This window comes from Frankia sp. R82, assembly GCF_023716925.1.
Classification (GTDB): domain Bacteria; phylum Actinomycetota; class Actinomycetes; order Frankiales; family Frankiaceae; genus Frankia.
The window spans coordinates 1-24,533 of sequence record NZ_JAMQQG010000008.1 but is presented as its reverse complement, the minus strand read 5'-3'; the positions used below and the strand labels follow the sequence as shown (position 1 = coordinate 24,533).

Genomic DNA, 24,533 nt, shown 5'->3' with positions numbered 1-24,533 from the left:
CATCGGTCCACCGCGATGCGGTCAGAGTTCGGACCGGTCCCAGAGACGGATCGTGCCGTCGGCGCTGCCGGTAGCGAGGGTGTGACCGTCCGGCGCGAAGGCGACTGCGAAGACGAGGAGATTGGTGTGCCCGGCGAGGGGCCCACCGATCGGACGGGCCTCGTATGGACGGGCCTCGTATGGACGGGCCTCGGACGCACGGGCACCGATCGGACGGGCATCGGACGGACGGGCGCCGAACGAGCCAAGGCCGGACGGACGAGCGCCGGATGGGCTTGCCTCGGACGGACGGGCATGGAACGGAGGGGGGAGGTCCCACAGCCGTAGCGTTCCGTCGGCGCTGGTGGCGGCCAGCGTGCAGCTGTCCGGGGCGAAGGCGACCGAGAGCACACGGGTGGTGCTGCCGGTGGCGAGGCTGGTCAGAGACACGGTCTGGGCGGCCGTCCGGCCTGGCGCCCACCGTCGCAGGATGCCGTCGCCGCTGGCCACGAGAGTGCGTCCGTCCGGGGCGAAAGCGACGGACCAGACTCGACCGGTCCCCGTGGTCCCGCCGGCTCCCGTGAGGCCGCTGGTCCCGGTTGTACCGCCGGCACCAGCCCGGGCCGCGGTGGTGGCATTGGCGGCGGCGGGAGCGCTGGTGGCGGGGGCATGGGCGTTGCCGGCGCCGTGGGCGTCGGAGATGCCGGTGGTGCGCAGGATGGTGTGGGACTGGGCGTGGGCCTCATCGGTGATGTCCCACAGGCGGACCGTCTCGTCGGCGCCGCCGGCGACGAGCAGGCGTCCGTCCGGGGAGAAGGCGACGGAGAGTACCCGGTCGGTGTGGCCGGGGAGAGTGGTGCCGGCGGCGGGGACACTGTTGCGAGCGGCGCGCCCGGCGCCGACGGGTCGCGTGCCGGGGATGTCCCAGCGGCGGATCTGGCCGTCATGACAGCCGGCGGCGAGTGTCCGACCGTCCGGGGCGAAGGCCAGCGACCACACCAGCGAGGGTGCGTCGGTAGAGCCGGTACGCAGGGTGGCGAGCAGGGTGGCCCGACCCCGATGGGCGATCTCCCAGAGACGGACCGTCCCATCGGCGCCGCCGGCGGCGAGCAGACGTCCGTCCGGGGAAAAGGCGACGGAGAGTACCCGGTCGGTTGGTCCGGTCAGGGGGGCAGCGGCCGGCCGGGCACGCCTTGGATGGGTGACGTCCCACAGTCGGACGGTCCGGTCGTGACTGCCGCTGGCAAGCAGGCGTCCATCCGGCGAGAACGCGACCGACCGCACCCAGCTGGTGTGGCCGGTGAGACGTCCGCCGACCGCCCACGGGCTGCGCCGCAGGACCGCCACGGGTGGTGGGGACATCAGCGGCGGGGACTCCGCCGCAGCGGTGAGGCCGATCGGAACGGTCGGGGCCACCGGAACGGTCGGGGCCACCGGAACGGTCGGGGCCACCGGAACGGTGGAGTCCTGCGGAGAGCCCGGGAAGTCCGGAGGCGGCGGGAGAGACGGGGGACGTCCGTTCGAGGGGGGCTGGGTGGTGTCGTCGCTGTCAGCGGTGGTCGCGGAGTCAGCGGCGGGGTGCGGGCGGTCGGGGTGCGGGCGGTCGGGGTGAACGGGGAATTCCGGCTTGACGATCGGCTTCGTCCGGCCCAGCAGGGCGGCCCGCACCGCGGTGAGCAGACGATCCTGGGCCGCCAGCGCATCCAGGCCGAACAGGTCGACCGACACCACGGTGTGCAGCTCGTCGGGCAGCTCGCAGTCCTCGATGCGCATGGGCAGCAGGCGGCGCTGCAGGCCGTCCGGGTCGGCGGTCCGGGCGGCGCGCCACTCCTCGCCGCCATAGACGGAACCCAGATAGGCCGTGGACACCACCGCGATGGTGCGGGTGGCGTGGACGACGCCCTGATCCATCTTGACTCGCCAGTCCACGCCAGGCACGAAGTCCCAGGCCTGGATCAGCACCTGGTAACCGCTCTCCTCCAGCTGCCAGGCGATCCACTCCGACCATGGCTGGTCCGCCCTGGTGTAGGAGACAAAGAAGTCCCACCCTGGCGTTGCGTCACGATCCCCCGACATGACGCATCATTTTGGCCCCCGAACGTCCCGCGCCATAGCGATGGCCGTGATGTCCGCGTGGCGACAGCGTCCACGTCGCCACGAGCAGAGTCCGTCCGGCCGGGGAGCGAGGTTCGCGGGGACGCGGGGACGGTCAGCGCGGCGGCCAGGCCACGCTGAGGCGGGGTGCCTCGATCGCGGGGCAGGTGTCCATCACGATCGGGAGGCCGGCCTCCTCGGCCCGACGGGCGGCCGCGTCGTCGCGGACCCCGAGCTGCAGCCAGACCGCCTTCGCACCGATCTTGACGGCCTCGTCCACGACCGGACCAGCGAGCTCCGAGCGGACGAACACGTCGACGACGTCCACCGGAAAGGGAATCTCACCGAGCGTGGCATACCCCTGCTCCCCCGCGATCGTCGGCGCCGTCGGATGGACCGGGATGACCCGCTTGCCGCCGCGGCGCAGGTATTCGGCAATCGAGTAGGCCGTCCGGGCGGTGTTGGTGGACAGGCCGACCACCGCCCACACCTCGGTGTCGGTCAGCAGGTGCCTAATCGTCTCGTCGTCTCCGTGGCGCATGACCACGACCAACACCGGCAGGCGCTCGGGTCATCCACGCTTCGGGCGGGCCACGCTCTCCAGGGACGTCCACGGCCGTGGGAGATCTGGCCCGGATGGCCCGGATGGGCCAGGCGTATCGTCCGGCTCGGATGCCCGGCGACGCTGACGCCGACCGACAAGCGCCGGAGCTGACGCCTGGCCGAGGACCTGGAGAAACGGGATGGACGGCGGGAGCGGGGCTGGGAGCGGCGCGATCGCGGTGGTGGTGTTCGACCTCGACGGGGTGTTGATCGATTCCGAGCAGGTGTGGGACGAGGTGCGCCGGGCGTACGTCGCCGAGCGGGGCGGACGCTGGGCGGCCGACAGCACCGCTCGCATGATGGGCATGAGCACCGCCGAATGGTCGGCGTATCTCACCACTCTCGGGATTGCGGGCCCGGCGGAGGCCGTCTCCGCCGAGGTGATCGACCTCGTGGCCCAGCGGTACGGCGCGGCGCCACCGCTGCTGCCCGGCGCGGTGGACGCGGTGCGGGCGATCGCGACGCGGTATCGGCTGGGGCTGGCCAGTTCGTCCCCGCGGGCACTGATCGAGCTGGTGCTGGAGCGCTCCGGGCTCGCCTCGTCGTTCGCGGTGGTGGTGTCCTCGGAGGAGGTGTCGCGGGGCAAGCCAGCGCCCGACGTGTACCTCGAGGCCGCCCGGCGCCTCGGGGTGCCGGGGTCGGCGTGTGTGGCGGTCGAGGACTCCAGCAACGGGCTGCGCGCCGCCGCGGCGGCCGGGATGGCCGTGGTCGCCGTCCCGAACGCGCACTTCCCACCAGCCGCGGACGCCCTCGACCTCGCCTCCGCCACGGTTGCCTCCACCGCCGAGCTCACCGCCGACGTCATCCACACCGCCGCAGCCGCAGCCAGTAGATCATCGAATCGCGAGAGTCGCAGCCCGTGACAACACCGCGGGGATCACGGGGAGTACAGGGAGTCCGGGGCTGAAGGGTCGTCGTGGTCGTGGTCGTTTTGCCGACTACGGCGACCCGGGCAAGCCCGACCCTGCTCCGCGGCTCGCTCCAGGGCGTAACGAGCAAGGGGTGCGGGCCTCCGGTGGCCGGACCCGGCTGCCCGGCTGCCCGGCTGCGGCGAACGTCCGTCTTCTCCGCGGCGGGACGCATAGGATCATCTGGTGACGAACGCGGGCGGCCGGCGGTGAGCGACAAGCACGAGGTGACCCTGTCCGCCTCGGCCGAACGGGATCTGGCCAAACTGGCCGAGCTCACCCGCGCCGAGGTCCGCAGTTTCCTCGACGGCAAGCTGCGCGACGACCCGCGCAAGGCCGGCACGCCCATCCCCGGCGAACAGGTCGGCATGTTCGAGGCAGTGACCCGCACCTGGCGGGTGCTCTACCGGGTGGATGCGAACACGCTGACCGTGCGGGTCATGGTGATCGGTCCCCGCGGCGCCCGCACCCGGGTCGTCCCGACGGTCGGGCGCTCCGGCACCGCCGCCGGCTGGCGCCGCATCTGACCGTCCGCCCGTCGTAGGCCGGTTGACATACGCCGCAGAAGCGGGCCGCCCGCCATGATGGTCAGATGCGGACGGTGGTGGTTCTGGTCCACGACAACGCCACGATGATCGATGTTGCCGGGCCGGCAGACGTGTTCCATCACGCCAACGCTTTCGGCGGCGACTACCGCACGATGCTCGCCTCGGTGGATGGCGCGCACGCCCGGGCGTCCAACGGGCTTGTGCTGCACGCCGACGTTGCCGCCGCCGACCTGGCCAAGGTCGACACGCTGGTCGTCCCAGGCGCCTACGGGATGGTGACCAGGCCGTTCGCACCGGAGCTGATGGGCGCAGTGGTCCGGCTAAGCGGGTTGGCACGGCGCACAGCCTCGGTCTGCACCGGGTCGTTCCTGCTTGCCCAGGCCGGGCTGCTCGACGGGCGGCGGGCAACAACGCACTGGACGCAGAGCCGCCGGTTCGCGGCGGCGTACCCGTCCGTTCGGGTGGTGCACGACGTGCTGTTCGTCCGGGACGGGCCGATCGTCACTGCGGCCGGGATTGGCTCGGGAATGGACCTCGCGCTCACTCTCGTCGAGGACGATCTCGGCCCGCAGGGCGCCCGGGACGTCGCCCGGCAGATGGTGATCTTCATGCAGCGCCCGGGTGGGCTGTCCCAGTTCTCGGCGCCGTCGCGCTCGACGGTCACCACCGACCCGCCGCTGCGCGCCCTGCTGGATGCCATCGCCGCTGACCCGGCCCAGCGGTTCACCGTCGCCGACATGGCCGGACTTGCCGGGGTGAGCGTGCGCCAGCTCGGCCGGCTGTTCCACGACGAGCTCGACACAACGCCCAGCCGTCACGTCGAGAACATCCGGATCGAGGCCGCACAGACACATCTGCAGGCCGGCCGGACGGTCGCGACCGCCGCCGAGCTCAGCGGCTTCGGCAGCCCCGAGACTCTGTGCCGGGTGTTCGTCACCCGCCTCGGCATGAGCCCCACCGTCTACCTCGAACGCGCCCGCACCGGTCTGCCCGCGCCGTGACCTCCGGCTGCACCGTGACGACCGGCCGGTCCGTCACGCCTGGCCGGTCCCGCACGCCTGGCGCTGCCAACACCGGTGGCTGATCAGGCCGTGTCTGCCCGTAGGTCGATGACGACCCTGCCGCGGGCCCGGCCGCTTCGCGGCACCTCGTGCGCCTGCTCGACGGTGGCCAGGTCGAACACCTCCGGGTGCAGGATCGGCGTGATCGCCCCGGCGTCAACCAGCTCGGCGGCGCGGGCGAGCACCTGGCCGTGGTGGGCCCGGCCGATGCCGTCCAGCAGGGGTTGCAGGGTGAACACGCCCGAGTAGGTGGCGCCGCGGAAGCTCAGCGGTGCCAGGCTGTGCGTCCCCCAGCCGAGGATGCTCACGACCCGCCCGGTGTACCGCCGGACCGCCTCGAACGATGCGTCCAGCGTGGGCCCGCCGACCGTGTCGAACACGACGTCGAACCCGCACCCCCGGTCGCCGACGCCACATAGTCCGTGACCGAAGTCGCACGGTAATCGATCGGCTCGGCGCCGAGCCCGCGGATCACTTCAAGGCTGGCCCCGGTCCCCATCGCGAACACCCGAGCGCCCCGGGCGACGGCCAGCTGGACGGCGATGTGCCCCACCCCGCCGGCACCTCCGTGGACGAGCACGGTCTGCCCCGGGCCCACCTCCGCCCGGTCGACCAGCCCCTCCCAGGCCGTGACCAGCGCCAACGGCAGCGCAGCGGCCTGCACCATGGTCAGCCTCGCCGGCTTGCGCGCAAGCAGATCGATATCCACCACCACCTGGCGCGCCAGCGTCCCCGGCAGCCCGCCGACCCCACCCGCCATCCCGTAGACCTCGTCACCCACCGCAAACCCGCCCGCCCCCGCCCCGACGGCCACCACGGTCCCGGCCAGATCGATCCCCAGCACCGCTAGCACGTTCACCCGGGCATGGGCCGCTCCCCCGTCCCGGATCTTCAGATCCAGCGGATTCACCCCGCTCGCCGCCACCTCCACCAGCACCTCGCCCATCCCCGGCTCGGCTCTGGGCACCTCACGATGCTCCAGCCCACCACCGAAAGCCGCCGGTACCAGCGCCGTCGTCATCGCCGCGTCATTGCCGCGCAGGGCCTCGTCCGTGCCGGCATCGCCAGCCCCACCCACCGAGATGGCCATCATGGCGCACTCCCTCGATTTATCCGTCCGGCCGCTTGTCCGTCCGGCCATTGATCCGACCAGGCCGTTCCAACCCGGCAGGTTGTTGGAACCGATTACGAGCCTCGACGACACAGTCGCCGGCGGGGAGCGCACGCGATCGGCTAGACGGCCCACAGATCCAGCCACCGATCGCACGGCACCGGCATGCCACCACGGCCGCCCGGTGCCCGAGCAGAGACGACCCCCGGACAGGACAGGACGAGGGCGATGTTTCTGTCCGTGTTTGGTAGCCACCACACGCGTGGCACTGCCATGCTGGATGGGCAGGCTTTGCACGGGGGCGGAGGCGCGCGAACGGTGAATACGACATCAAGTGAATCCGGGTTGGCAAGAGACAGGGGACCCTGCGGTCACTTCCGTGTCCGGTGACATTCGATGATCTATCAGCTGCATCACACGTCAGCGGCGTCGTCGAATCGGCCGGGCTGGCGCGTCACAGCGTCCACGCCCGGCCTGGACGACAGCACACGCGAGCAGGTCACCGCGCTGCTTGCCGCCGAGCTCGCCACAAGCGCACGTCGGACGGGACCACAACGGCAGACAGCCGAGACCAGTCGGGTGCAGCGCCGCTCTGCGCCCCAGAACACACCTGGCGTCGTCCTGAGCTACTCACGTCTGGAGAACGGGGCCGCCGTCATCTGCCGGACCGTCGACATCGGCGACGAATTCGCCGGCCGTCCAGGAAATGTGCTGCAGCACGCATTGCTGCTCACCGAGCCTGAGCAGGATCTCGGCCGGCATCTCCCCGCCGACCTGGCCTGGTGGCCAGGCTGGGCGGACCGACCGTCCCATGGCGTTCTTCCAGTCGTCAACAGGTTGGCCCTTGACCTGTCGCGTCCACGGGCAGCAGCGATCAACCGCGCCCGCGACCTGCATCGCGAGGGCCGGCTGGCGCCGCTGTTGGACGGCGTCCGCCGGGCGGCGCTCGGCCAAGGCGCCGTCCGGGTCGTGCTCGTGGAGCCCGACCCGGCAGCCATGATCGACCTGATCCGGTTGGCCACCGGCTCGCTACCGCGGGAACGTGCCCTGGCGATGACCTTCGCCGTGCAGGTGGGGCAACCGGAGCAGTCCCGTCATGTGCTGAACGTGGTACCGCACAGTGCCGGCATCGATGCGCACGCCGTCCCGTTCGGCGTCCGCTTCGAGACGCATGATCTGCATGCGAGTGCCCGCAGCGAGCTACCTGCCGGCCCCTGGGGAGTGGTGGCCGCGCAGGTGTGGCAGGTCGGAAGGGTGGAGGTCCTGGCATCAGTCAGCGCCTCGTTCCGCGCGGCAGATGCCGATGCCGCCCGGCACCTGGTCGAGGTGGCTGCCAGGGCGGGCATTCCCCTGAACCGGCCCACACGGCATTCCGGGCCGCCCGGTGAGGTCGACCTCCTCACACCGGCCGCCCCGCGGGCGGACGCGTCGGCGCGACGGGCAGGTCCACAGCCACGGCGGCCCAGGTGGTCGCTGTCGGGATCATGGCAGCCCTGGACCGGCCGGCTCCAGTCTGCTGGTGCCACGACCAGTAGCCATGCCCGCGGTGCCCTGTTGTTCGTGTTCGGCATGGTGAGTGCGTTCAGCCGGCTGGGCGGTCGCCTTCTCGTCCTGCCGCCGCGCACGCTGGCTGCCGGGCCACCGGTGCTACGGCCCGCGGAGAACGAGGTTGCATATCCTGCCTACTACGGTCACAACGGCCAGGCGGCAGCGGACCTTTCCGCCGTCAGGGCAGCTACTCAGGACACGGTGCTCACCGCCCGGGCGACCTTCCCCCTGGCCGGCCCGACTCGCTGGCCCGGCCCGCTCCGGGGAGGCATTGGGCCAGGCAGGCCGGAGACGCTGGTCAGGCCCACCGGACCAGTTGGCCGCGACACCCGGATGTGGCAGGCCGGCACGTCGGCCGGCGTCACCATGGCTACTGGCCTCGGCCGGGTCGTTCTTGCCGTGTATGCAGCCTTCGTCCTCACCACGGTCGCGCTGTTCACGGCCGCGGGTACGGGCCTGCGCCTCCTGGAGTCGGTGCGCTGGTTTCTGCGGGAGACCCGCCCGCAGCTGACGTTGGCCACCCTGCGGCTGGCGGCGGAGCGAGGTGTCGACTGTCCGTATCCCGACTGCGCCCGCCCGCTGCGCCGGCCGTTCTACCAGTGCTCCAATCCGTCCTGCGGACGGCGCCATGACGATCTGTGGCCCGGGCAAGGAGGCCTGCTGTACCGCGTGTGCGCCTGCGAGACACGCCTGCGCACCTGGGCGTCCGGCCGAGGCGGCCATCTCGCCAGTTTCTGCGGATCATGCTCCGGTCGGCTGCCTGATGGTGTCGGCCATGTGCCGATCGTCCATATCGCCCTGGTCGGGCCGCCTGCTTCCGGCAAAACGACCTATCTGGTCGCCGCTCTCGCCGGTCTGCGCGACCTCGCCTCTGCGGGCGATCTTGCCATGTCCTTCGCGTTCCGCACGGATGAGGAGTGGTATCAGCGCAGCATGCGGATTCTGGCCAACGGGGGCCAACTGGAGTCGACGCCAACTCCGAACCCGCGGGCCCTTGTCGTCACGGTCGGTGTTCGTCGCGGCCCGCGTCGAATCGTCTTTTTCTTCGACCCCGACGGAAGGCTCTACACCGATCAGGAGACGCTGCGCACCACTCACCGGTACCTGGAGCGGACGCACAACGCGCTGCTCGTTGTCGACCCGGCCGCGCAGCCGGCGCTCCTCGAGCGGCTCTCCCCGGCCCAGCTCGACACGGCACTCGAGGTCGCTCGTCCAGCTGCGGAGCCGACCTTTGACACCATGCGGCGGCTGATCAGGGTGCTTGAAGCCGATCGGACACTGCCTCGGCGCGGCGGTCGGATCTCCCTGCGGCTGGCCGTGGTGATCAGCAAGACCGACTGGTTGCGCCAGTTGCCACCGGGTCTACAGCTGCCCCCGTTCGCCCCCGAGTACCAGGATGCCGCCGTACGCCAGTGGTTGTCCGGCCCGGCGCACCTGCGGGAGCTGGCATTGCAACCGGCGCAGGAGTTCACCGACACCCGCTACTGGGCGCTGAGCTCAGTGGACTGCTTCCACCTCCACCCCCACCCCCACCCCCACGCCCCGACCAGATCAGGGCAGGGGATGGGCGTGGAGCACAGTTTCCAACGCCGAACGCACGACGGCGTACAGCCGGACGGGCAATCGGATCCGCCGGACGGCCAGCTCAACCCGGCCGCCCGAATCGCCGCTACCGAGCCGGTGCTGTGGATGCTCTCGGCGCACTCTCGTCGGTTCCGCCATCTGGTAACCCGACAACAGAACCAACGACCGACCGGACCGCGCCCGGCGGCGAACGCCCTGCCCTATCCGACCGGCACGCGGGGCACAGGCCAGTGATGGAACCCCCGACTTCGATGCCCGGTCATGTCCGCCGGCAGCGCCGGGTACTACTGGCGTTCTATGTTCTGGCGGTCCTTGTCATCGTCGCGGTGCCCTGCACCCCGGTGGTACTGCTCATCCTGTTGTGAAGGTACCTTCAGCGTCCTGAAAGCAGATTTCCAGCAACCGCGCACCTACCGCCGGGGGCGCTCGGGCTGCGGGTCAACGGCCCGCGGGTCCCGGCAGATACCGGGGTCGCAGTCGCCCATAACCGCCTCCCGGAAATGGACCTTGTTCAGGGCGATGAACGCGGTCCTCGGGAGGGTCTCGATCTCGACCGGTTCCACGCCGGGCTCAAACACCCGGGAGGTGGTTATGGACGTGCCATGCTCAGTCGTCTCGGACGTCCCACGCGTGCGCGCCCACTGGGATGTCCGGGCGGTGCCACGAGAGGAACCCGAGTTGCGGGTGAAAATCGGTAGCCGCTCGCCGTGCCGCAGCCCGAACTGGAAACTGCGCCCGCGCTGCTGATCTGTCGATTCGGTGTGCGCCTGGCCGATCGTCTCGTCCTGGCTCGAGCCGAGCGACTCGCTGGTGTTCTGAGTCTCCTGGCTAAGAACAAAGCGGTACTCAGCCCCGATCAGATCGACCGCGGCCCTTGCCTGCAGAGCATTGGAGGTCCCCATGAGCAGGGTGACGCTGCCCGCGGTGTTCAGCATCCGCTGTGCGTCCTCGAGCGGAGGCACATGCTGGTGCAGAAACATGGTGCGGACCTTGGCGTTGTGGGCGTGCTGACTGAACTCGTCGAGCACGTCTCGGCCAAGCCGGTCGACTCCGGCGACGATGATCAGGTCATCGGTTTCATGTGGCTTTCCATAACGAAGGTCCTCCATGAAGCGGTACAGCAGAATACGCGCCGACGCACCACTGTCATTGTTGTATATCGGCGCGGTGAACACGGTCAGCCCAAGGCGCCACTGCCCGCCGGCCGGACGCACGGTGGGCTCTTCGTCGGCCGGTGGCGGGGCGTCGAAGTGCCGTCGGCCGTCGTTACCAGCCAGCATCTCGAACGTGTCGACAAGAAAGGTCAGCTCGTCGATCTCCTGCGGCGTGCGGCCGAACTCGTGGCTGACGCGACTGAGCGCCAACTGCTGCTCAAGGCTCAATGCGCCGTCGATCTGGGCGCTGCCGGCGCCACTCTCGCTGAGGCGTTGCAGGACTCGTACGCCCGCGGCAAGGCGGCGAAACGTCAGCGGTCCGCCGATTAGACGGGCGACGGTTCGGACAATCGCCTCGTCGCGGCGGCGGATCTCGGCTGATCCGCTGCGACCAGGCAGCACAGCAAACGCGTCGGCGATCACCCGCCCGACAGCTTCCGGCTCCAGCTCGTGGAACAGATCAACGATGCTGAGCAGGGTCGGGAACCGGAAACAGGGCACTTGCTGGCCGGTGCTACTCACCAGCCGCATCAGGTCCTCGGCGACATCGTGGCTGGTCAGGTCAAGCACCACCACACTGCGGTCGGTGGCCATCAGTGAGCCGGCGGTCGACGCGATCATCGCGGCCCAGCCGTCCCAGGTTCCGCAGACGACATCGGTCCGGTTGACATCAGGTGGGGCTTGCACAGGTTGCCACGCGTCTCGGGGGACCGCGGCAGCGGTAGCGCCCCGCTGGCGGTCGTGCTCGTCGACCCGGGCGCCCTCCCGGGCGCGTTCCGCCCCCTCGCGCCACCTGGCATACGCCGTGGCCAAGCCACCGCCAACTACTGACACACCAGCGATGGCGAGCCCGGGAAGAACCAATGGCGTGCCAGTCACGGCACCAAGCGCCAGCGCCGCGCCACCAAGAACCGTTCCGCCGAACGCGCATGCCCGGCTCAACACCCCGAGCTGGGCGGCACTGGCCGCCGCTCCGAACTCCGTGGCCAGCAGCACCGGCCGGCTCAATGGGTCCAGCGCCCGCTGCTGCCCAGGCACGAACTGCCAACCCCACCGGAACCGGTCCATCCGCTGCGATAACAGCCGCTCAGCCAGTTCCCGCCGCTCCACCTGCTCAAGCTCGTCAGAATCCTGCTCCGACGGCATCACCGACGCCACACTATCACCCCCGAAATCAATACCAAAGCACGATTAGTCGGAATCGAAATTATTCACGAAGACTATCCATAACCACAGAAGGAACCACGCCACTAAGACCCATGATGCTTATGCCGAGGAGCTTCTCGTCTCGATCAAGAAAGAGCGCCACCACGCCACTTCCAAAGTCAACGTCACATATTCTTGTGCTGACGGCTTCTTCAACGTAACCATCAGAAAGATCGATCATAAGAGAATCGCGATCAGGATCGTAGGTACTTCTCATCTAATACACCCGCTCCCATTTTCTCTTTTCCTCCATTCTAAGCAGACCCCTCTGATCGACTCCTGGGATGCTGGTCACATGACCTCCCCGCCCAACAATAACAACATCAAATTCCCATGGCTTCACCTCGGATGGCGCTACGTACACTTCCGCACCATCTTCTTCCTGGATAAATTTTTGCCCTACTTCCGTAACGTGGTCCACATTCACAGATTTTTGACGCCAGCGATAATCTCCATGCTTTGTAAAATCGGGCCTTCTCGCCTCGGGGTTCGACTCGATCTCACCCAGGTCCCAGTCCTCGTCGGACTCCGGATCGAGATCATCTTCGATCGAGTTGACCGCTCTTCGCACATCGCCAGCGGCCGCACGTTCCGCCGGCCTTTTCGGATCTGCACGCGTCGGCGGCCTCTGTTCCGATGCATCGGAACCGGAATCCTCCTCCTCGTCGTCCGATACTTCCGAAACCACGTCCGGATCATGTGGGCCGGCATCCCTGATGATATCCGGCATCACCAGGGATTCCTGCGGAACAATCTCCGGGTTTTCGGTCCCCGATGGTGTCGGGGCAAGTTCCGGCCCGGTAGCCGGTTCCGCTGGCTCTTTGCCCGGCGACGGCGTGATCTCGGGATCCGTGGCTGGCTCAGGAGCCTCTGGCTCCGACTCTGGAGCGGCTTCCTCAGGTATCAAGTCTGGCTGAAGTACCTCGGTTCCCGGGTCCGGGGTCTGGATTTCGGGTTCGGTGCGCGGCTCGGGGGCCTCCGGCTCGGGCGAGGGAGGGGAGATCTCAGGTTCGGCAGATGGAGGAGCGACCTCCTGCTCGGCCGCCGGCGCGGGTACCTCGACAAGGCTCACGGGGGCCTGGTTGTCCTCCGCCGCGAGGGTTTCCGCGGTGGTCTCGGGATCACCGAGCTCTGCCGCGATGTCGGTGGGATTCTCCGCGGGAGCTTCGAGCGCGCCGATCCCAGGAGCGGCGGTGGTGGTTTCGTCCGGCGAATCCGTGACGAGCGACTCGGCCAGAGCCTCGGCCCCGCTCACCGTGGCAGGTGCCTCGGTACTGTCGCTGTCCCGAGCCTCCGCTATCACCGCCTCCGCCTGGGCGACCAGGGATTCCGCCTCCGCGGCAGCGATGCTCTCCGCGCGGCCCTCCGCCACGACCGTTTCGGCCTCGGCGACCAGCGCGTCCGCCTCCGCCGCTGCGACGCTTGCGGCGCGGGCGTCGGCGATGATTGTTTCCGCTTCAGCGACAAGCGATTCCGCTAGGGCCTGCGCGTCACTGTCAGCCGGCCCCTCGACTGTCTCCGAAGGCGTCGCACCTTCCAGGCCACCCGTTGCCTCGGGTGTACCGGACCCCTCGGCTGTCGCCGTCGTCCCCGTCTCTCCGCCAGCGGTGGAACGCCCACCGCTCTCGCCGCCGAAGCCACTGGGACCGCCGAAACCACCCGGGCCGCCACCGCTTTCGCCGCCTGAAGTGCCGCCGCTTTCACCGCTCATGGCCCTGTCCCCGAGCCAGTGCCAGTGCCAGCAGGCCCGACGTTGGGAGCCGAGGTCCGCTGCGAGGGCTTCGCGAACAGGCGGGCGATCCTGGTGATGTCGTCGGCGCAGGCTCGGGCGAAGGCCCGGCGCAGATACGGCTCCCCGGCCGAACCGGTCACTTCCATCTGCGCGGTGGTGAGCCCACTCGCGTCCGGGTCGCCGACCGCGACCCGCTCAGATCCTTCCGCGTGCGCCGGATTCTCTCGGAAGGACTGCAGCTGCGCCAGAATATCGGCACCCTCGAGGATCAGGCCGCGGCGGGCCCACTGCTCCGTGAGCGGATGCGGATGGCCGACGGAATCGGGCCGGTGGCGTGCGGTGTCGCGCAGCAGCTGGGCCCGCACGTCCTGCCAGCGGAAGACCCCGGCCTGATAGCGGCGGGCGTCCTCAGTGGGCGCCGGGTGTAGGCCCAGGTGCGCCATGAGCGTCGCCGTCAGGTGATCGGCCAGGTCGGCGGGGTCGAGCCAGCGCCGCAGCAGGGGACGACGGGCGTCCACCGACCGCTCCACCGCGTGCGCCAAGGCGCAGTCACGACGCCGGGATGGCCAGGCCAGCACCAGATCCGAAACCTCGGCGGACGGAGTGGGCGGGCGCAGTCCAGCGATGGTCGCGGCGATGACGGCCTCAACCCACAGGACGAGCAGGGCCGAGGCGGCATCGTGACGGGCGTCGCTCATCGCGAGCAGAGTGCACGGCGTATCCCGGCAGTCCGGTGGGCACAGACGGCTGCGAGGGTCCCGCACCGGCGGGCGATGGCTGGCCCGCTCGGCTGACTCGGAATCCTCGTCGTGGTGCATCTGGACGAGTACCGGCCGGTCCATACCGTCGAGGGCAACCGCGGCCTGACCAGGTGGCAGCGCAACGACGTGCTCGGACTGCTCCTCACGCAGGTTGATGGTGGCGCCGACGCTGGCCCGGTCGTCGGCGGCCGGCAGACGGTGCATCACCTTCAGTGCGGTGTTCTTCAGGACGTCTGGGATGATCTTCGCGGGGATCTGTTCGACGACGACCACGCCCTCGCCGTAGGCGCGGATCTCGGCGAGCAGGCCGGCGAACAGCTCGACCGCATTGCCGGCGGGCCCGTCAGCGTCTCGGCGTAGCAGCCGGTGTGCCTCCTCGAGGACGAGCACGTGGCGCAGCCGGTCGTCGCCGGGCCTCGGCGGGTTCGTCCGCAGGTGCTCGACGATCCGGATCAGCACGATCCCCATCAGGAACGCCTTGTCCTGGTCGCTGGTGACCCGGTCCAGTTCCAGCACGACGTTCTGCCTCATCAGGGCGGCGACGTCGAGAGGATGGCCGCCCTCGAAGAACCGGCCGGGTGTGCCTTCGCGCAGGCCGCGGATACGTACGTCAACCAGGCCGCGGACGTTGTCCCGGACCTCATGGCCGTAGCCGATGTCGTCGACGACCCGTTGCGCGACGATCCGCAACTCGCCGAGCGTCGGGTAGCGGGGGCGGACATCGACCGGGTCCTCGTCGACGAACAGCCGGGGGCGCCTGGACGGCCGCGGCACGCCGGTGACCATGTCCCACCCGGCGCTGGCGTAGACCTCGGACAGCGCGATCGAAAGGATCTGCGGCACCGGATTGTCCGCGTCGAACGCGGCCAGGAACAACTCGCGGACCAGGTCGGCGTGACTCTGCAGTGGATAGCCAGGTTCGGGTTCCAGCGGGTTCAGGCAGGCGGGTGGATCTCCGGGGACGCCGGGGCGTAGCACGGTCACTGTGTCGCCGGGACGCACCCGGCCGGCCATCCGGGCGTACTCGGACTTCGCCGGCTCGATGACAAGCCACGGCACCCGGTCGGCGGGATCGGCCGGTGCGGACAGCGCGGCGAGCAGTGTGCGGGTGGTCTGGGATTTACCGGAACCAGTCGCTCCGCAGAAGAACGCATGCCGGTTCAGGGTGGGCCGGGTGATGACGAACATGCCGGCGTCGGCATAGGCCGGATCGAGCACGGTGCCGATCGGGAAACCGTCGCCGTCGGTGCGGTCACGGGTGACGTCGAACCGGTGCGGCGCCAACAGCCGGATGCCGGGCAGTTCCCGGCCCGGCGGGCGGGCGAGCGCGGCCACGAGCTCGCTGGACGCGGCGAACGGCGACGACGGCAGGAACACGTCCGCAAGCTCGAACGGGCTTGCCTGCCCGGACGGAGATGGCGTTGCGCAGGCTTCGGCAAAACTGCCGTGCCTTGCCGACGGGACCAGGGTGTACGGCAGTCCACCAAGCTCTGCGGCGCCACACAGCAGCGACGCCGCAGCCCGTGCCGCGGTGGGCGTCTGCGAGCCGACGAGGACCCGGACATTCCACATGCCAGCGCCGCCGTAGCGGGCAAGCTCGCGAAAACGAGATTCGGCGCGTTCGAGCTCGGCCCACCGGGACCCCCGCGCTGCCTCACGCAGCATTGGTATGCCAACCTCGAGCCGGTCACGGTCCGCCTGGACCTGCTCGGGGCGCCGGGGCTCGGCCAGTACCAGCCAGGCGAAGGGATACCCGAGATGGGCTGCATGATCGTCGAACGAGCCGCGACGCTGCTGCCAGACCTCTTCGTCCGGCAACGTCCACAGCGCATCCGGAGCTCCCAGGCAGGGCAGCCACACGGGATAATGAGCGAGCAGCTGATCAAGTTCTTCGTCGGCGAGTTCGACGCCGCTCGTGCCCGGTGGGAAGAGCAGCCCATGGGTACCATCGGAGCGGACCTGGCCGGGTGCTGCGCCGGGAAAGCTGGGCCGCCCGCCCAGCACAAAGACAAACCGTTCCTGATCGTGTGAAGTACCTGCGCGCCGGGTGTGGGATGCCTCCATCGGCAGACGCAGCCAGGCGGCGAGCAGCACCGGATCGGCAGGACGCCCGGGGCCGCTCCCGGCAGCACCGGGAAGCTGATCCTGCGGCATTGTCAGGTTCCGCAGTGGCGCCGTCCGGTCCTCGTCCGCTGTCAGGCTTTGAAAAACTGCATGGGCAGCCGACACAGCCGCGAAGAGCTGGGCGGGTACCGGGTCTCGGGCCTGGGCATCCTCGGGTGGGCGGGGAGCCGAGACCAACCGGTAGGCCCGCACCCCGCTCGCCAGCCGCGCAGCCTGTGCCACCTGGTCAACCATCCGCTGGTTCGCCATCGGCCGGCCGTCAGCTGGCCGGCCGGGCCTGAGCAGCAGACAACCGTCCAACAGCCGCACACCTGATCCGAGCCCGAGACAGCCACCACTGCCAGCAACCGATCATGACGCCCCCGTAATCCTGGCCCAGCGTCCAGGCATCGCCATGATGCCAGAAACACATTCTCCCTCTTGCAATGCACAAACATCGGCCGAATCGACCAGAGTGCGTCCCTGGCTCGACCGACTCCACCACGGACCTCGCCTGGACCAGGCTTGCCATCGCCGTTGGGGGCTATCGAAGGACAGACTCCCTGCTCAGTCCGCCGCCGGATACGCAGACCGCGCGCTGTTCTCCCCGTTCGCGGGGATGGGGTCCGCCAGAGCGGCGGTCAGGGCGGCGATCTGGGCGCGGCGGAACTCGCGGGAGACGGGGGCGGTGGCCTCAACGAGGTCGAAACCGTGGTAGGCGCCGGGTACCTCGTGCACCGTGCAGGTCACCCCGGCGGCGCGCAGGCGCTGGGCGTAGGTGACGTCCTCGTCGTGGAAGAGGTCGCGGGTGCCGACGCCGATCCAGGCCGGGGGCAGGTTGGTCAGGTCGTCGGTGCGGGCCGGCACGGCCAGCGATGACACCTGGCCGGACGCGTCGGTCGCGGCGGGGCCGAGGTAGGAGGTCCAGGCGTACCGGTTGCTTTTCTGGTTCCACATCCGCAACTGCCGCGGGGTGATGTCAGTGCGGTCGCTGCTGCGGTCGTCGATCATCGGATAGGACAGCAGTTGGAACACGGGGTGGATCTCACCGCGTTGCCGGGCGAGCAGGGTGAGTGCGACGGCAAGGCCACCACCTGCGCTGTTGCCGCCGACCGCGATGCGCTCGGGGTCGACGTCGGGTTGTTCGGCGAGCCAGCGCAGCCCGCAGTAGCAGTCTTCCAGCGGGGTCGGATACGGGTGTTCGGGGGCGAGCCGGTACTCCACCGAGGCCACCACGATGCCGAGGTCGTCGGCGATCTGGCGGCAGAACGGGTCGTCGATGGCCGCGACCCCGAGAACGAGGCCGCCGCCGTGTATCCACAGCAACGCCGGACGACCCGGGTTGGACGGCCGAATCTGGTCTGGTCTGGTCGGGTCGGGCGGTGCCGGCCGGTACACGCGGACCGTGACTCCGGGGGCGATCTGTTCCATCGAGGTCTGGGAGTTCGAGCGGCGGGTGGACAGCCGGGTCAGCGCCCGGACCACGCGCAGGCTGCGTGGTCCCACTGAGGTCCGGGGGAGGAACTGGGCCGCGCGCAGGTCAGGATGGAAAGACGGTAACGGGCCGGCGTCCGCTGCGTTTCGCATAAGACAAGTTCCCATATTCCGCACTGAGAGGTCTGACGCCCGCCGGGACGCACCAGGTCAGAAAACCGCGAAGCGCACCCGACCGCGCAGGCCGACAGACGGCACAGGCCAGAAGACCGCGCAGGTCAGAAGACGGCACAGGTCAGGAGACCACACAGATCAGGAGACGTTGACACCGAAGTCGAGGGCGATGCCGCGCAGGCCGGTGGAGTAGCCTTGGCCGACAGCGCGGAACTTCCACTCGCCGCCATAGCGGTAGAGCTCACCGAAGATCATGGCGGTCTCGGTGGAGGCGTCCTCGGTGAGGTCGTAGCGGGCGACCTCGGCGCCGGTGTTGGCGTCGGTGACCCGGATGAACGCGTCGCGGACCTGACCGAACGTCTGGCGGCGCTGGTCGGCGTCGTAGATCGACACGGTGAAGACGACCTTGGACGCCTGCGGGGTGAGCGTGCGCAGCTCGACGTTGATCTGCTCGTCGTCCCCACCGCCGCCACCGACGAGGTTGTCGCCGAGGTGCTGGACCGCGCCGTCCGGGCTCACCAGGTTGTTGAAGAAGACGAAGTAGCTGTCGGAGAGCACCCGACCTGCCTCGTTGACGACGATGGCGCTCGCATCAAGATCATAGTCGGCGCCGCTGGTCTGGCGGATCTTCCAACCGAGGCCGACCGTCACCGTCGTGAGGTTCGGCGCGACCTTGCTCAGCGAGACATTCCCGCCCTTGGACAACGACACCGACGTCATGACCACACCCTAGTACCGACGGATCCGCCCCGACATCCCCCGCCCGGCCGCCCGCGACGTCAGCGACCCGACACCAGCCAACGCCAACCCCACAGACCCGAACCATCCGGCCACATCGATCACCGGACGTCCCAGGGCAGGCCGGGTGGCCGTCAGGTGGTGGCCAGGCGCCAGCGGGTGGGGCTGCCGTCCTCGGGGACGGTGGCGGTGGCTATGCCGGTGGCGGCGAGGGCGGTCAGGTAGGACCGGGTGTCCTGGACGGCGATCTGGATCGCGATGGCGCGCAGGTCGGCGAACGGACGGTGCCAGGTGACCAGGGCGGCGAGGTCCCAGACGGTGCCGACACCATCACGCAGGCCGTTGACCAGCTGGGTCATCCGGGCCCGGTGGCAGCTCTCGAGCTCGAGCAGGCGGTCCCCGAGGCCCGTGAAGCGCTGGTCGTGGGAGGGCAGTACCAGCGAGGCGTCCAGCGTACGCAGCCGGGCCAGGGAGCGCAGGAGGTCACCGACAGGGTCCGGGTTGGTCGGGTCCGGCAGGGGTGTGCTGACGACGGTGCCGGGCAGCACATGGTCGCCGGACAGCAGCAGCCGGTGCTCGGACTCCCAGAAGCACAGGTGGCCGGGTGTGTGGCCGGGCGTCCACAGGGCGTGCAGGGACCAGCCGGGGACGTCAAGGCGGTCGCCGTCGGAGATCAGCAGGTCCGGCGGCTGCGGTGGGGCGAGGACCAGCGGGTCGCGGGCGAGCAGCTCGGCGGTCACCTCGTCGGGGACGCCCGCGTCGGCAAGCAGCATGGCAAGTTCGGCGTCCTGGAGCAGCTCGGTCTGGCGCTGCAGCGCGGCTGCCTCCAGTCGGTGCAGGGCGATCCAGGCGCCGCTGGCCGCGCGGACCCGGTGCGCCAACCCGTAGTGATCGGGATGCGCGTGGGTGACCAGGATGCCGCGCACCTCGGCCGGCGACGTGCCGATCGTGGCGAGACCGGCCTCCAGGGCCGCGAAACTCTCATCATGATCCCAGCCGGCATCGACCAGGTACGGCCCGGCCGGGGTCTCGAACACGTACACGTACATGTGGGCCGGCCGGCGCACCGGCAGTGGGACGGGCACACTCCACAGCCCCGGACGGATCTGCTCCACCGCCGGCAACCGCCGGCGCTGCGCCGGGACCGCCGCGCCCCCGGCGCCCGGAGTCGTGGCGCCCGGAGTCGTGGCGCCCGATGGTGCGCCGGGCGGCGGGGTGGCGCCGGGGGGTGCGTCGGGTGTGGTGGTCATCGCGTCGTGCCTCCAGCGGGTCAGGGAAGTCGACGGCGGCCGGGCCGCACGGCGACCTCTGACGTCGGCACCGGATCCGTCCCGAGCGTATGGACGTCCACCGCCGTCGCTGGCCGGGCGACTCCCCGCCGGCCCGTGGGGGTGGACACAACCGCTCACTTGCTGCGGTTTTACGCGCGGCCATTGCGCCGAAAGGACCACTCGCGGGCCGCGGCGCAGGTCGGTGAGGGCCCGGGCAGGAGCATGTCGTCTCGCGGATCTTCACCTACGCCCGCCATCCGCAAAGCGTCACCGACCAACCGCCGTCCGCGCACCTTGCGAACCTGCCGCCGCCGTGTTCGGAGGCGCTCCTCGACCGTGACCAGACCTTGATCCACGAAAGGCCCCGGACGGGTCGAGGGTGCCGTCCCGCTCGGACCACCACCGAGGCCACGGGGCTCAGGACCCCCGTTCGGGTGGCCGGCAGAACTGTCAGACGCAACCGTTAATGTCAGACCGATGTTCGAGCCCGCCCCGTCCACTCCGCCGTCCCAGCAGACGACGCCGTCCCAGCAGACGACGCCGTCCCAGCAGACAGCGCCGTCCCCGGTAACGGCACCGACCCAGGTGACCGCACTGTCAGGGGCGACAGCCCCGTCGCCGGTGCCAACGGTGTCGCCGATGGGGCTGGGGCTGGTGGGGGATGTCGGGATGGTGCGCCGGCTCAAGGCGCTCGCGCTCACCCAGCCGCTGCACGACCTCGACGTCCGCAAGGCGCATCTGGCCGGCGCGAGCGAGGGCGACGGGGACGGACACGGCGGCGGTCCGGGCGCCGCGGATTTCTCCGGGTACGCGATGGCCGAGCTCGGCCTGCATGCAATCGACCAGGTCACCGTGTCGATGGATTTCGACCGCGGGGCCGATCACGACCAGGTGCTGCGGCGGCTGGTGCCACTGGCGGCGGCGCAGGCGCCGGGGCGGCCGCCGGCCGAGCACGAGCGGGTGGCGTCCTGGGTGCTACACAGCCTGATCAACGTCGGCAACGTCAACCGCGGGTTCGACGCCGGCTACGGCACCCTGCATGCCGACGGGCGCTACGTCCGGCGCCGGTTCGACTTCAAGCTGCTCGTGGAGCTCGCCGACCCGGCCGGTGACATCTACCTGCGCGCCACCGACGAAGCGGTGACGGTGCTCGTCGGCGCGCTCGACACCGACATCACCTCGGCGCAGATCGCCGCCGAGGTGGCCCTCGACACGCTGATCCGCCGCGGCCGGCTCGCCGACGCCCGCGCCGCCGCCGAGGCCGCCCGCTACCGCACCGTGCAGTACGCCGAGCAGCTGCGCGGCCGGCTCGACGCGACCAGGCGCAACGTGCTCGCCGTCGACTGGCTCGAGGCAATGCCCACGCTCATCGATGAGGCGCTGGCGCATGTCGAGCAGCGCTACCGGTACGAGAACGCGATCCTGACCCACATCCGCCGCTACCGCGACTCCACCGACGACCCGGATCACAAGCGTCAGGCCGCCGATCTGGTCACGATCGTCGGCGACTGCATCCGCCGGCACACCCAGCTGCAGGCCCGGCTGCTGGAGGCCGGCGGGGTGTTCCGCGCCGAGCAGGATCGCCAGCAGTTTGCCGCAGCCTCGGCCCGCGCCGGGATCGACCTGCACGCCGAGCTGCTGGTGCCCACCCTGGCCCTGCCGGCCGGCGAGGCGGAACGTCCCGCGGTGGCGTTCTTCCCCGGCGCGGTCGGCGTGCGCACCCCGCGGGCGCCCCGGGTGCTGGATCTGGTCGATGTGCTGCTGCGTCCCCCGGTGGACCGCGACGTGCTCGGCGCCGAGATCGTCGAGGCCGACCTGGTGGAGCTCACCGAACAGCCGCGCTTCGATGACGAGACGTGGGCCCGGGCCCTGGAGCTGCTCGACCTCGACCCGGCCGGGCCGCGCCGACTGTCCGCGCTGCTCGCCGACGCCCGGCGCACCACCACCGCCACCGTGGCCGCCGGGGATACCGGAGCCGCGGTGGCCGGTGGCGCCGAGGTGGCCGAGCTGGTGGCACTGCTCGCGCTGCATGCGGTGAGCCCACGCATCGAGGCGGCCCGCCAGGCCGGGGACCCGACCCTGATGGTCGCCGTCGACGACGGCACGCCCCTGGCCGACCCGCACTTCGGCGGAGCGGACCTGCTCGTCGGACGCGCCCGCCTCGGCTCACCGGAACCGGCGGCGAATCCGGCGCAGGCGGCAGATTCCGAGCAGGCGACGCACACCGTGGAGACGGCTCGGTGAGCGGGCCGCTGGAGGGGGCGCAGGACGCGGCCCGGCTGCTGTCGTTCGGGCTGCGGCCCCGACTGGTGCCGGCCCGCGACCCCGACTACCGCGACCTGGTCCGCCGCTACCTGGCGGACACCGAGTTCGCCGCGCTCACCCAGGCGATCGCCGCGGGCCTGGGGCTGGTCGTACTGGACGTGTCCGAACGGGCCGGGATGGTGCCGGCGGGCGCGGCCGAGTCGGCGTTCGCCGTGCGGATCGGCGACTACGCCCGGCGGGCCGGCGGGGAGCACCGGGCCGCCGACCGACTCCTGCACGCCCTCGCCCAGCTCGCCGTGGCCGCCCTGGCCTACCCCCGGCCGGCCGACCTCGCCGACGCCTCCTATGTCGGGCGGGTCAGTGTGCACGGTGTGGACGCGTTCGTGCGCGAGTCCTGCCGGCTGCTCGCGGAACGCTGCGCCGAGGACGACCTGACCCTCGACCCCCCGCTGGGCGCGCCGCGGCTGGAGGCGGCGTGGCGGCTCTACGCCCGGCGGGCGTCCACCGGCATCACCCGGGACGCCCGCCGCCTGGCCGGCTCCACCACCGGCATCATCGCCCGGGCGATGAACTTCCTGGTCGACTCGGGCTGCCTGGTCCCCGTCGGCGACCAGGCCGGCGGCACGTTCCGCACCACCGGGCGCTACCAGATCCAGGTCCGTGAGCTGGCCGCGGACGCCGCGTTCGAGGAGCTGCTGGCACTCGGCGTCGTCACCGTCACCGACGGCTCCGGCTCGCTGCAGGTCCGCTCGGACGAGCCGGTGCTGCCGGTGACAACTGCCGGTGCGGTCGACGCCGCCGAGGTGACGGAGACCGCCGATGTATGAGCTCTCCCGGGTGCGGCTGCATGCCGTCGGGCCGCCCGGCGCCCGGTTCGCCGACGTCACGCTGGACTTCTCCGGCGTCGGCGGCGAGGTCACCGGACCCCGTCAGGATGCCCTGTTCACCCCCGCTCCGGCGGCCGGATCCGCGCCGGCCACGACCCGGTCGTCGGCATCAGCCCGGTCGTCGACCACCGCCTCGGGTTCCGTCCCGGGCGGGACGAAGAACGGCACGGGGACAGGGGACACGCGTGCGCGGCGGCCCTCCCCCGCGTCCGTGCTGTTCCTGGAGAACGGGGGCGGCAAGAGCGTCCTGATCAAGTTGATCTTCTCGGTGGTGCTGCCGGGGCGGCGCCAGGTCGTCGGCACGTCGAACGGACGGGTCCTGGACAACTTCGTCCTGCCGGGCGACACCGGCCATGTCGTCTGCGAATGGCAACATGCCGGAACCGGTCAACGCCTGCTGACCGGCAAGGTCAGCGAGTGGCGCGGCCGGGGCACAGACGCCGGACGGCTCACCGAGGCGTGGTACTCGCTGCGTCCCACCGGTGGGACGAGCGGGGCGGCTGAGGCGGCTGAGGCGAGCGGGATGGGCATTGACGGGTTGCCGTTCACCGAGCAGGGGCGCCAGGTCACACTGTCGGGGTTTCGCACCCGTCTGCAGGACGCGCACACCGCCGAGCCGGCGTTGGCACTTGCCTGGCTGACCCAGCAGGGCGCCTGGAGCGAGCAGCTCGACGCACTCGGGCTCGACCCGGAGCTCTTCCGCTACCAGCGGGCGATGAACGCCGGCGAGGGTGAGGCCGCCGAGGCGTTCTCCTTCGGCAGCGACGAACAGTTCGTCGAGTTCCTGCTGCGCGCGGTCACCGCCGCGGAGGATCCGGACGGTCTCGCCGACGTCGTGGACGGCTACGCGGCACGGCTGGCGCAACGGGCCGTGCTCGGCGCCGAACGCGACTTCGTCCAGGGCGCGTTGGAACGGCTCGCGCCGCTGGTCACCGCGGTGGACCAGCGCACCGCCGCCGCGACCGCCCACGCCGCCACCACCGCCCGGGCAACCCGGCTGCACGACCGGCTGCGGGCCCGGCTGCGCCGCGACGAAGCTGCCCGGGCGGGCCTGGACGCCCAGCTCGAAGCGTCCCGCAGCGCGGAGCGGGACGCCCACCAGGCCCGCGCCCGGGCGCACGGCGAGGTCCTCGCGCTACGCCGACGGGTCGTCGAACTACGGGTGGACGAGGCGGTTCGGGAGCGTGACCGGCTCGCCGCGGCAGCCGCTGACGCCGGCGCCGAGATCGACGCCTGGCGGGCCGTCGGGGATGTGCTGCGACTGGGTGCGGCCACCGCGGAGGCCGGCCGGCTGACCCGGCTTGTCACCGACGCCGAGGGAGCCGCCGCCACGGTGCTCGCCGACCGCGACAGCGCCGCCCGGGCCCTGCTG

Annotated in this window: 15 protein-coding genes and 2 pseudogenes; 7 read left to right on the top strand and 10 right to left on the bottom strand. The window is 70.6% G+C overall.

Going from position 1 to position 24,533, the window contains the following annotated elements; genetic code table 11:
- Nucleotides 1-21: 21 nt before the first annotated feature.
- Both ND747_RS03235 and ND747_RS03230 read right to left on the bottom strand, forming a co-directional pair.
- Nucleotides 22-2,055, bottom strand: a complete 2,034-nt coding sequence (locus ND747_RS03235; protein ID WP_251731644.1) for a TIR domain-containing protein — start codon at nucleotides 2,053-2,055, stop codon at nucleotides 22-24.
- A 133-nt stretch (nucleotides 2,056-2,188) separates the two neighbouring features.
- Nucleotides 2,189-2,614: a CoA-binding protein gene (locus ND747_RS03230; protein ID WP_251731642.1), complete on the bottom strand. Its 426-nt coding sequence runs from the start codon at nucleotides 2,612-2,614 to the stop codon at nucleotides 2,189-2,191.
- A 202-nt stretch (nucleotides 2,615-2,816) separates the two neighbouring features.
- On the opposite strand from ND747_RS03230, the gene ND747_RS03225 reads away from it, so the two are divergent.
- From ND747_RS03225 to ND747_RS03215, 3 genes are all read left to right on the top strand, one after another.
- Nucleotides 2,817-3,539, top strand: coding sequence for an HAD family phosphatase (locus tag ND747_RS03225; protein ID WP_251731641.1), 723 nt, complete (start codon nucleotides 2,817-2,819; stop codon nucleotides 3,537-3,539).
- A gap of 254 nt (nucleotides 3,540-3,793) precedes the next feature.
- A complete protein-coding gene (locus ND747_RS03220; RefSeq protein WP_251731639.1) occupies nucleotides 3,794-4,111 on the top strand; it encodes a type II toxin-antitoxin system RelE/ParE family toxin in 318 nt (105 codons plus the stop codon).
- A gap of 65 nt (nucleotides 4,112-4,176) precedes the next feature.
- Entirely contained in the window at nucleotides 4,177-5,133 is a 957-nt protein-coding gene (locus tag ND747_RS03215; protein ID WP_251731638.1) for a GlxA family transcriptional regulator, read from the top strand.
- Between the two features lie 83 nt (nucleotides 5,134-5,216).
- Here the strand turns inward: ND747_RS03215 and ND747_RS29990 are convergent.
- A pseudogene (locus ND747_RS29990) lies at nucleotides 5,217-6,214 on the bottom strand (zinc-binding dehydrogenase).
- A 486-nt stretch (nucleotides 6,215-6,700) separates the two neighbouring features.
- On the opposite strand from ND747_RS29990, the gene ND747_RS03200 reads away from it, so the two are divergent.
- Nucleotides 6,701-9,670, top strand: a complete 2,970-nt coding sequence (locus ND747_RS03200; RefSeq protein ID WP_251731632.1) for a hypothetical protein — start codon at nucleotides 6,701-6,703, stop codon at nucleotides 9,668-9,670.
- A gap of 176 nt (nucleotides 9,671-9,846) precedes the next feature.
- On the opposite strand, the gene ND747_RS03195 is transcribed toward ND747_RS03200, so the two are convergent.
- The 7 genes from ND747_RS03195 to ND747_RS03165 form a co-directional block, all read right to left on the bottom strand.
- Nucleotides 9,847-11,211, bottom strand: coding sequence for a hypothetical protein (locus ND747_RS03195; protein WP_251731631.1), 1,365 nt, complete (start codon nucleotides 11,209-11,211; stop codon nucleotides 9,847-9,849).
- Between the two features lie 586 nt (nucleotides 11,212-11,797).
- Entirely contained in the window at nucleotides 11,798-12,013 is a 216-nt protein-coding gene (locus ND747_RS03190) for a DUF2283 domain-containing protein (RefSeq protein WP_251731629.1), read from the bottom strand.
- Nucleotides 12,014-13,507 (bottom strand): hypothetical protein, encoded by a 1,494-nt coding sequence (locus tag ND747_RS03185; RefSeq protein ID WP_251731628.1) that lies wholly within the window; start codon nucleotides 13,505-13,507, stop codon nucleotides 12,014-12,016.
- Nucleotides 13,504-16,635, bottom strand: coding sequence for an ATPase (locus ND747_RS03180; RefSeq protein WP_251731626.1), 3,132 nt, complete (start codon nucleotides 16,633-16,635; stop codon nucleotides 13,504-13,506). Before ND747_RS03180 ends, ND747_RS03185 begins: the two co-directional genes overlap by 4 nt.
- Nucleotides 16,636-16,959: 324 nt before the next feature.
- Nucleotides 16,960-17,979: an alpha/beta hydrolase gene (locus ND747_RS03175; protein WP_374216131.1), complete on the bottom strand. Its 1,020-nt coding sequence runs from the start codon at nucleotides 17,977-17,979 to the stop codon at nucleotides 16,960-16,962.
- Nucleotides 17,980-18,138: 159 nt separating this feature from the next.
- Nucleotides 18,139-18,720, bottom strand: coding sequence for a TerD family protein (locus ND747_RS03170; protein ID WP_251731623.1), 582 nt, complete (start codon nucleotides 18,718-18,720; stop codon nucleotides 18,139-18,141).
- Between the two features lie 152 nt (nucleotides 18,721-18,872).
- Complete coding sequence (locus ND747_RS03165; protein WP_251731621.1) at nucleotides 18,873-19,988, bottom strand: MBL fold metallo-hydrolase; 1,116 nt, start codon at nucleotides 19,986-19,988, stop codon at nucleotides 18,873-18,875.
- 660 nt (nucleotides 19,989-20,648) lie between these two features.
- Here ND747_RS03165 and ND747_RS03160 point away from each other — a divergent pair.
- From ND747_RS03160 to ND747_RS03150, 3 genes and pseudogenes are all read left to right on the top strand, one after another.
- A complete protein-coding gene (locus ND747_RS03160) occupies nucleotides 20,649-22,253 on the top strand; it encodes a hypothetical protein (RefSeq protein ID WP_251731697.1) in 1,605 nt (534 codons plus the stop codon).
- Nucleotides 22,250-23,101 (top strand): hypothetical protein, encoded by an 852-nt coding sequence (locus ND747_RS03155; RefSeq protein WP_251731619.1) that lies wholly within the window; start codon nucleotides 22,250-22,252, stop codon nucleotides 23,099-23,101. The genes ND747_RS03160 and ND747_RS03155 overlap by 4 nt, the downstream gene beginning before the upstream one ends.
- Nucleotides 23,094-24,533 (top strand): annotated as a pseudogene (locus ND747_RS03150) (hypothetical protein); the annotation flags it as partial. The gene ND747_RS03155 and the pseudogene ND747_RS03150, both read left to right, overlap by 8 nt.

Excerpts from the sequence above, each read along its gene's own strand:
- ND747_RS03215 (WP_251731638.1), top strand. The coding sequence starts at position 4,177 with ATGCGGACGGTGGTGGTTCTGGTCCACGACAACGCCACGATGATCGAT.
- ND747_RS03185 (WP_251731628.1), bottom strand. The coding sequence starts at position 13,507 with ATGAGCGGTGAAAGCGGCGGCACTTCAGGCGGCGAAAGCGGTGGCGGC.
- ND747_RS03175 (WP_374216131.1), bottom strand. The coding sequence starts at position 17,979 with ATGCGAAACGCAGCGGACGCCGGCCCGTTACCGTCTTTCCATCCTGAC.
- ND747_RS03170 (WP_251731623.1), bottom strand. The coding sequence starts at position 18,720 with ATGACGTCGGTGTCGTTGTCCAAGGGCGGGAATGTCTCGCTGAGCAAG.
- ND747_RS03160 (WP_251731697.1), top strand. The coding sequence starts at position 20,649 with ATGGGGCTGGGGCTGGTGGGGGATGTCGGGATGGTGCGCCGGCTCAAG.
- ND747_RS03235 (WP_251731644.1), bottom strand. The coding sequence starts at position 2,055 with ATGTCGGGGGATCGTGACGCAACGCCAGGGTGGGACTTCTTTGTCTCC.
- ND747_RS03165 (WP_251731621.1), bottom strand. The coding sequence starts at position 19,988 with ATGACCACCACACCCGACGCACCCCCCGGCGCCACCCCGCCGCCCGGC.
- ND747_RS03225 (WP_251731641.1), top strand. The coding sequence starts at position 2,817 with ATGGACGGCGGGAGCGGGGCTGGGAGCGGCGCGATCGCGGTGGTGGTG.
- ND747_RS03200 (WP_251731632.1), top strand. The coding sequence starts at position 6,701 with ATGATCTATCAGCTGCATCACACGTCAGCGGCGTCGTCGAATCGGCCG.
- ND747_RS03230 (WP_251731642.1), bottom strand. The coding sequence starts at position 2,614 with ATGCGCCACGGAGACGACGAGACGATTAGGCACCTGCTGACCGACACC.
- ND747_RS03195 (WP_251731631.1), bottom strand. The coding sequence starts at position 11,211 with ATGATCGCGTCGACCGCCGGCTCACTGATGGCCACCGACCGCAGTGTG.
- ND747_RS03190 (WP_251731629.1), bottom strand. The coding sequence starts at position 12,013 with ATGAGAAGTACCTACGATCCTGATCGCGATTCTCTTATGATCGATCTT.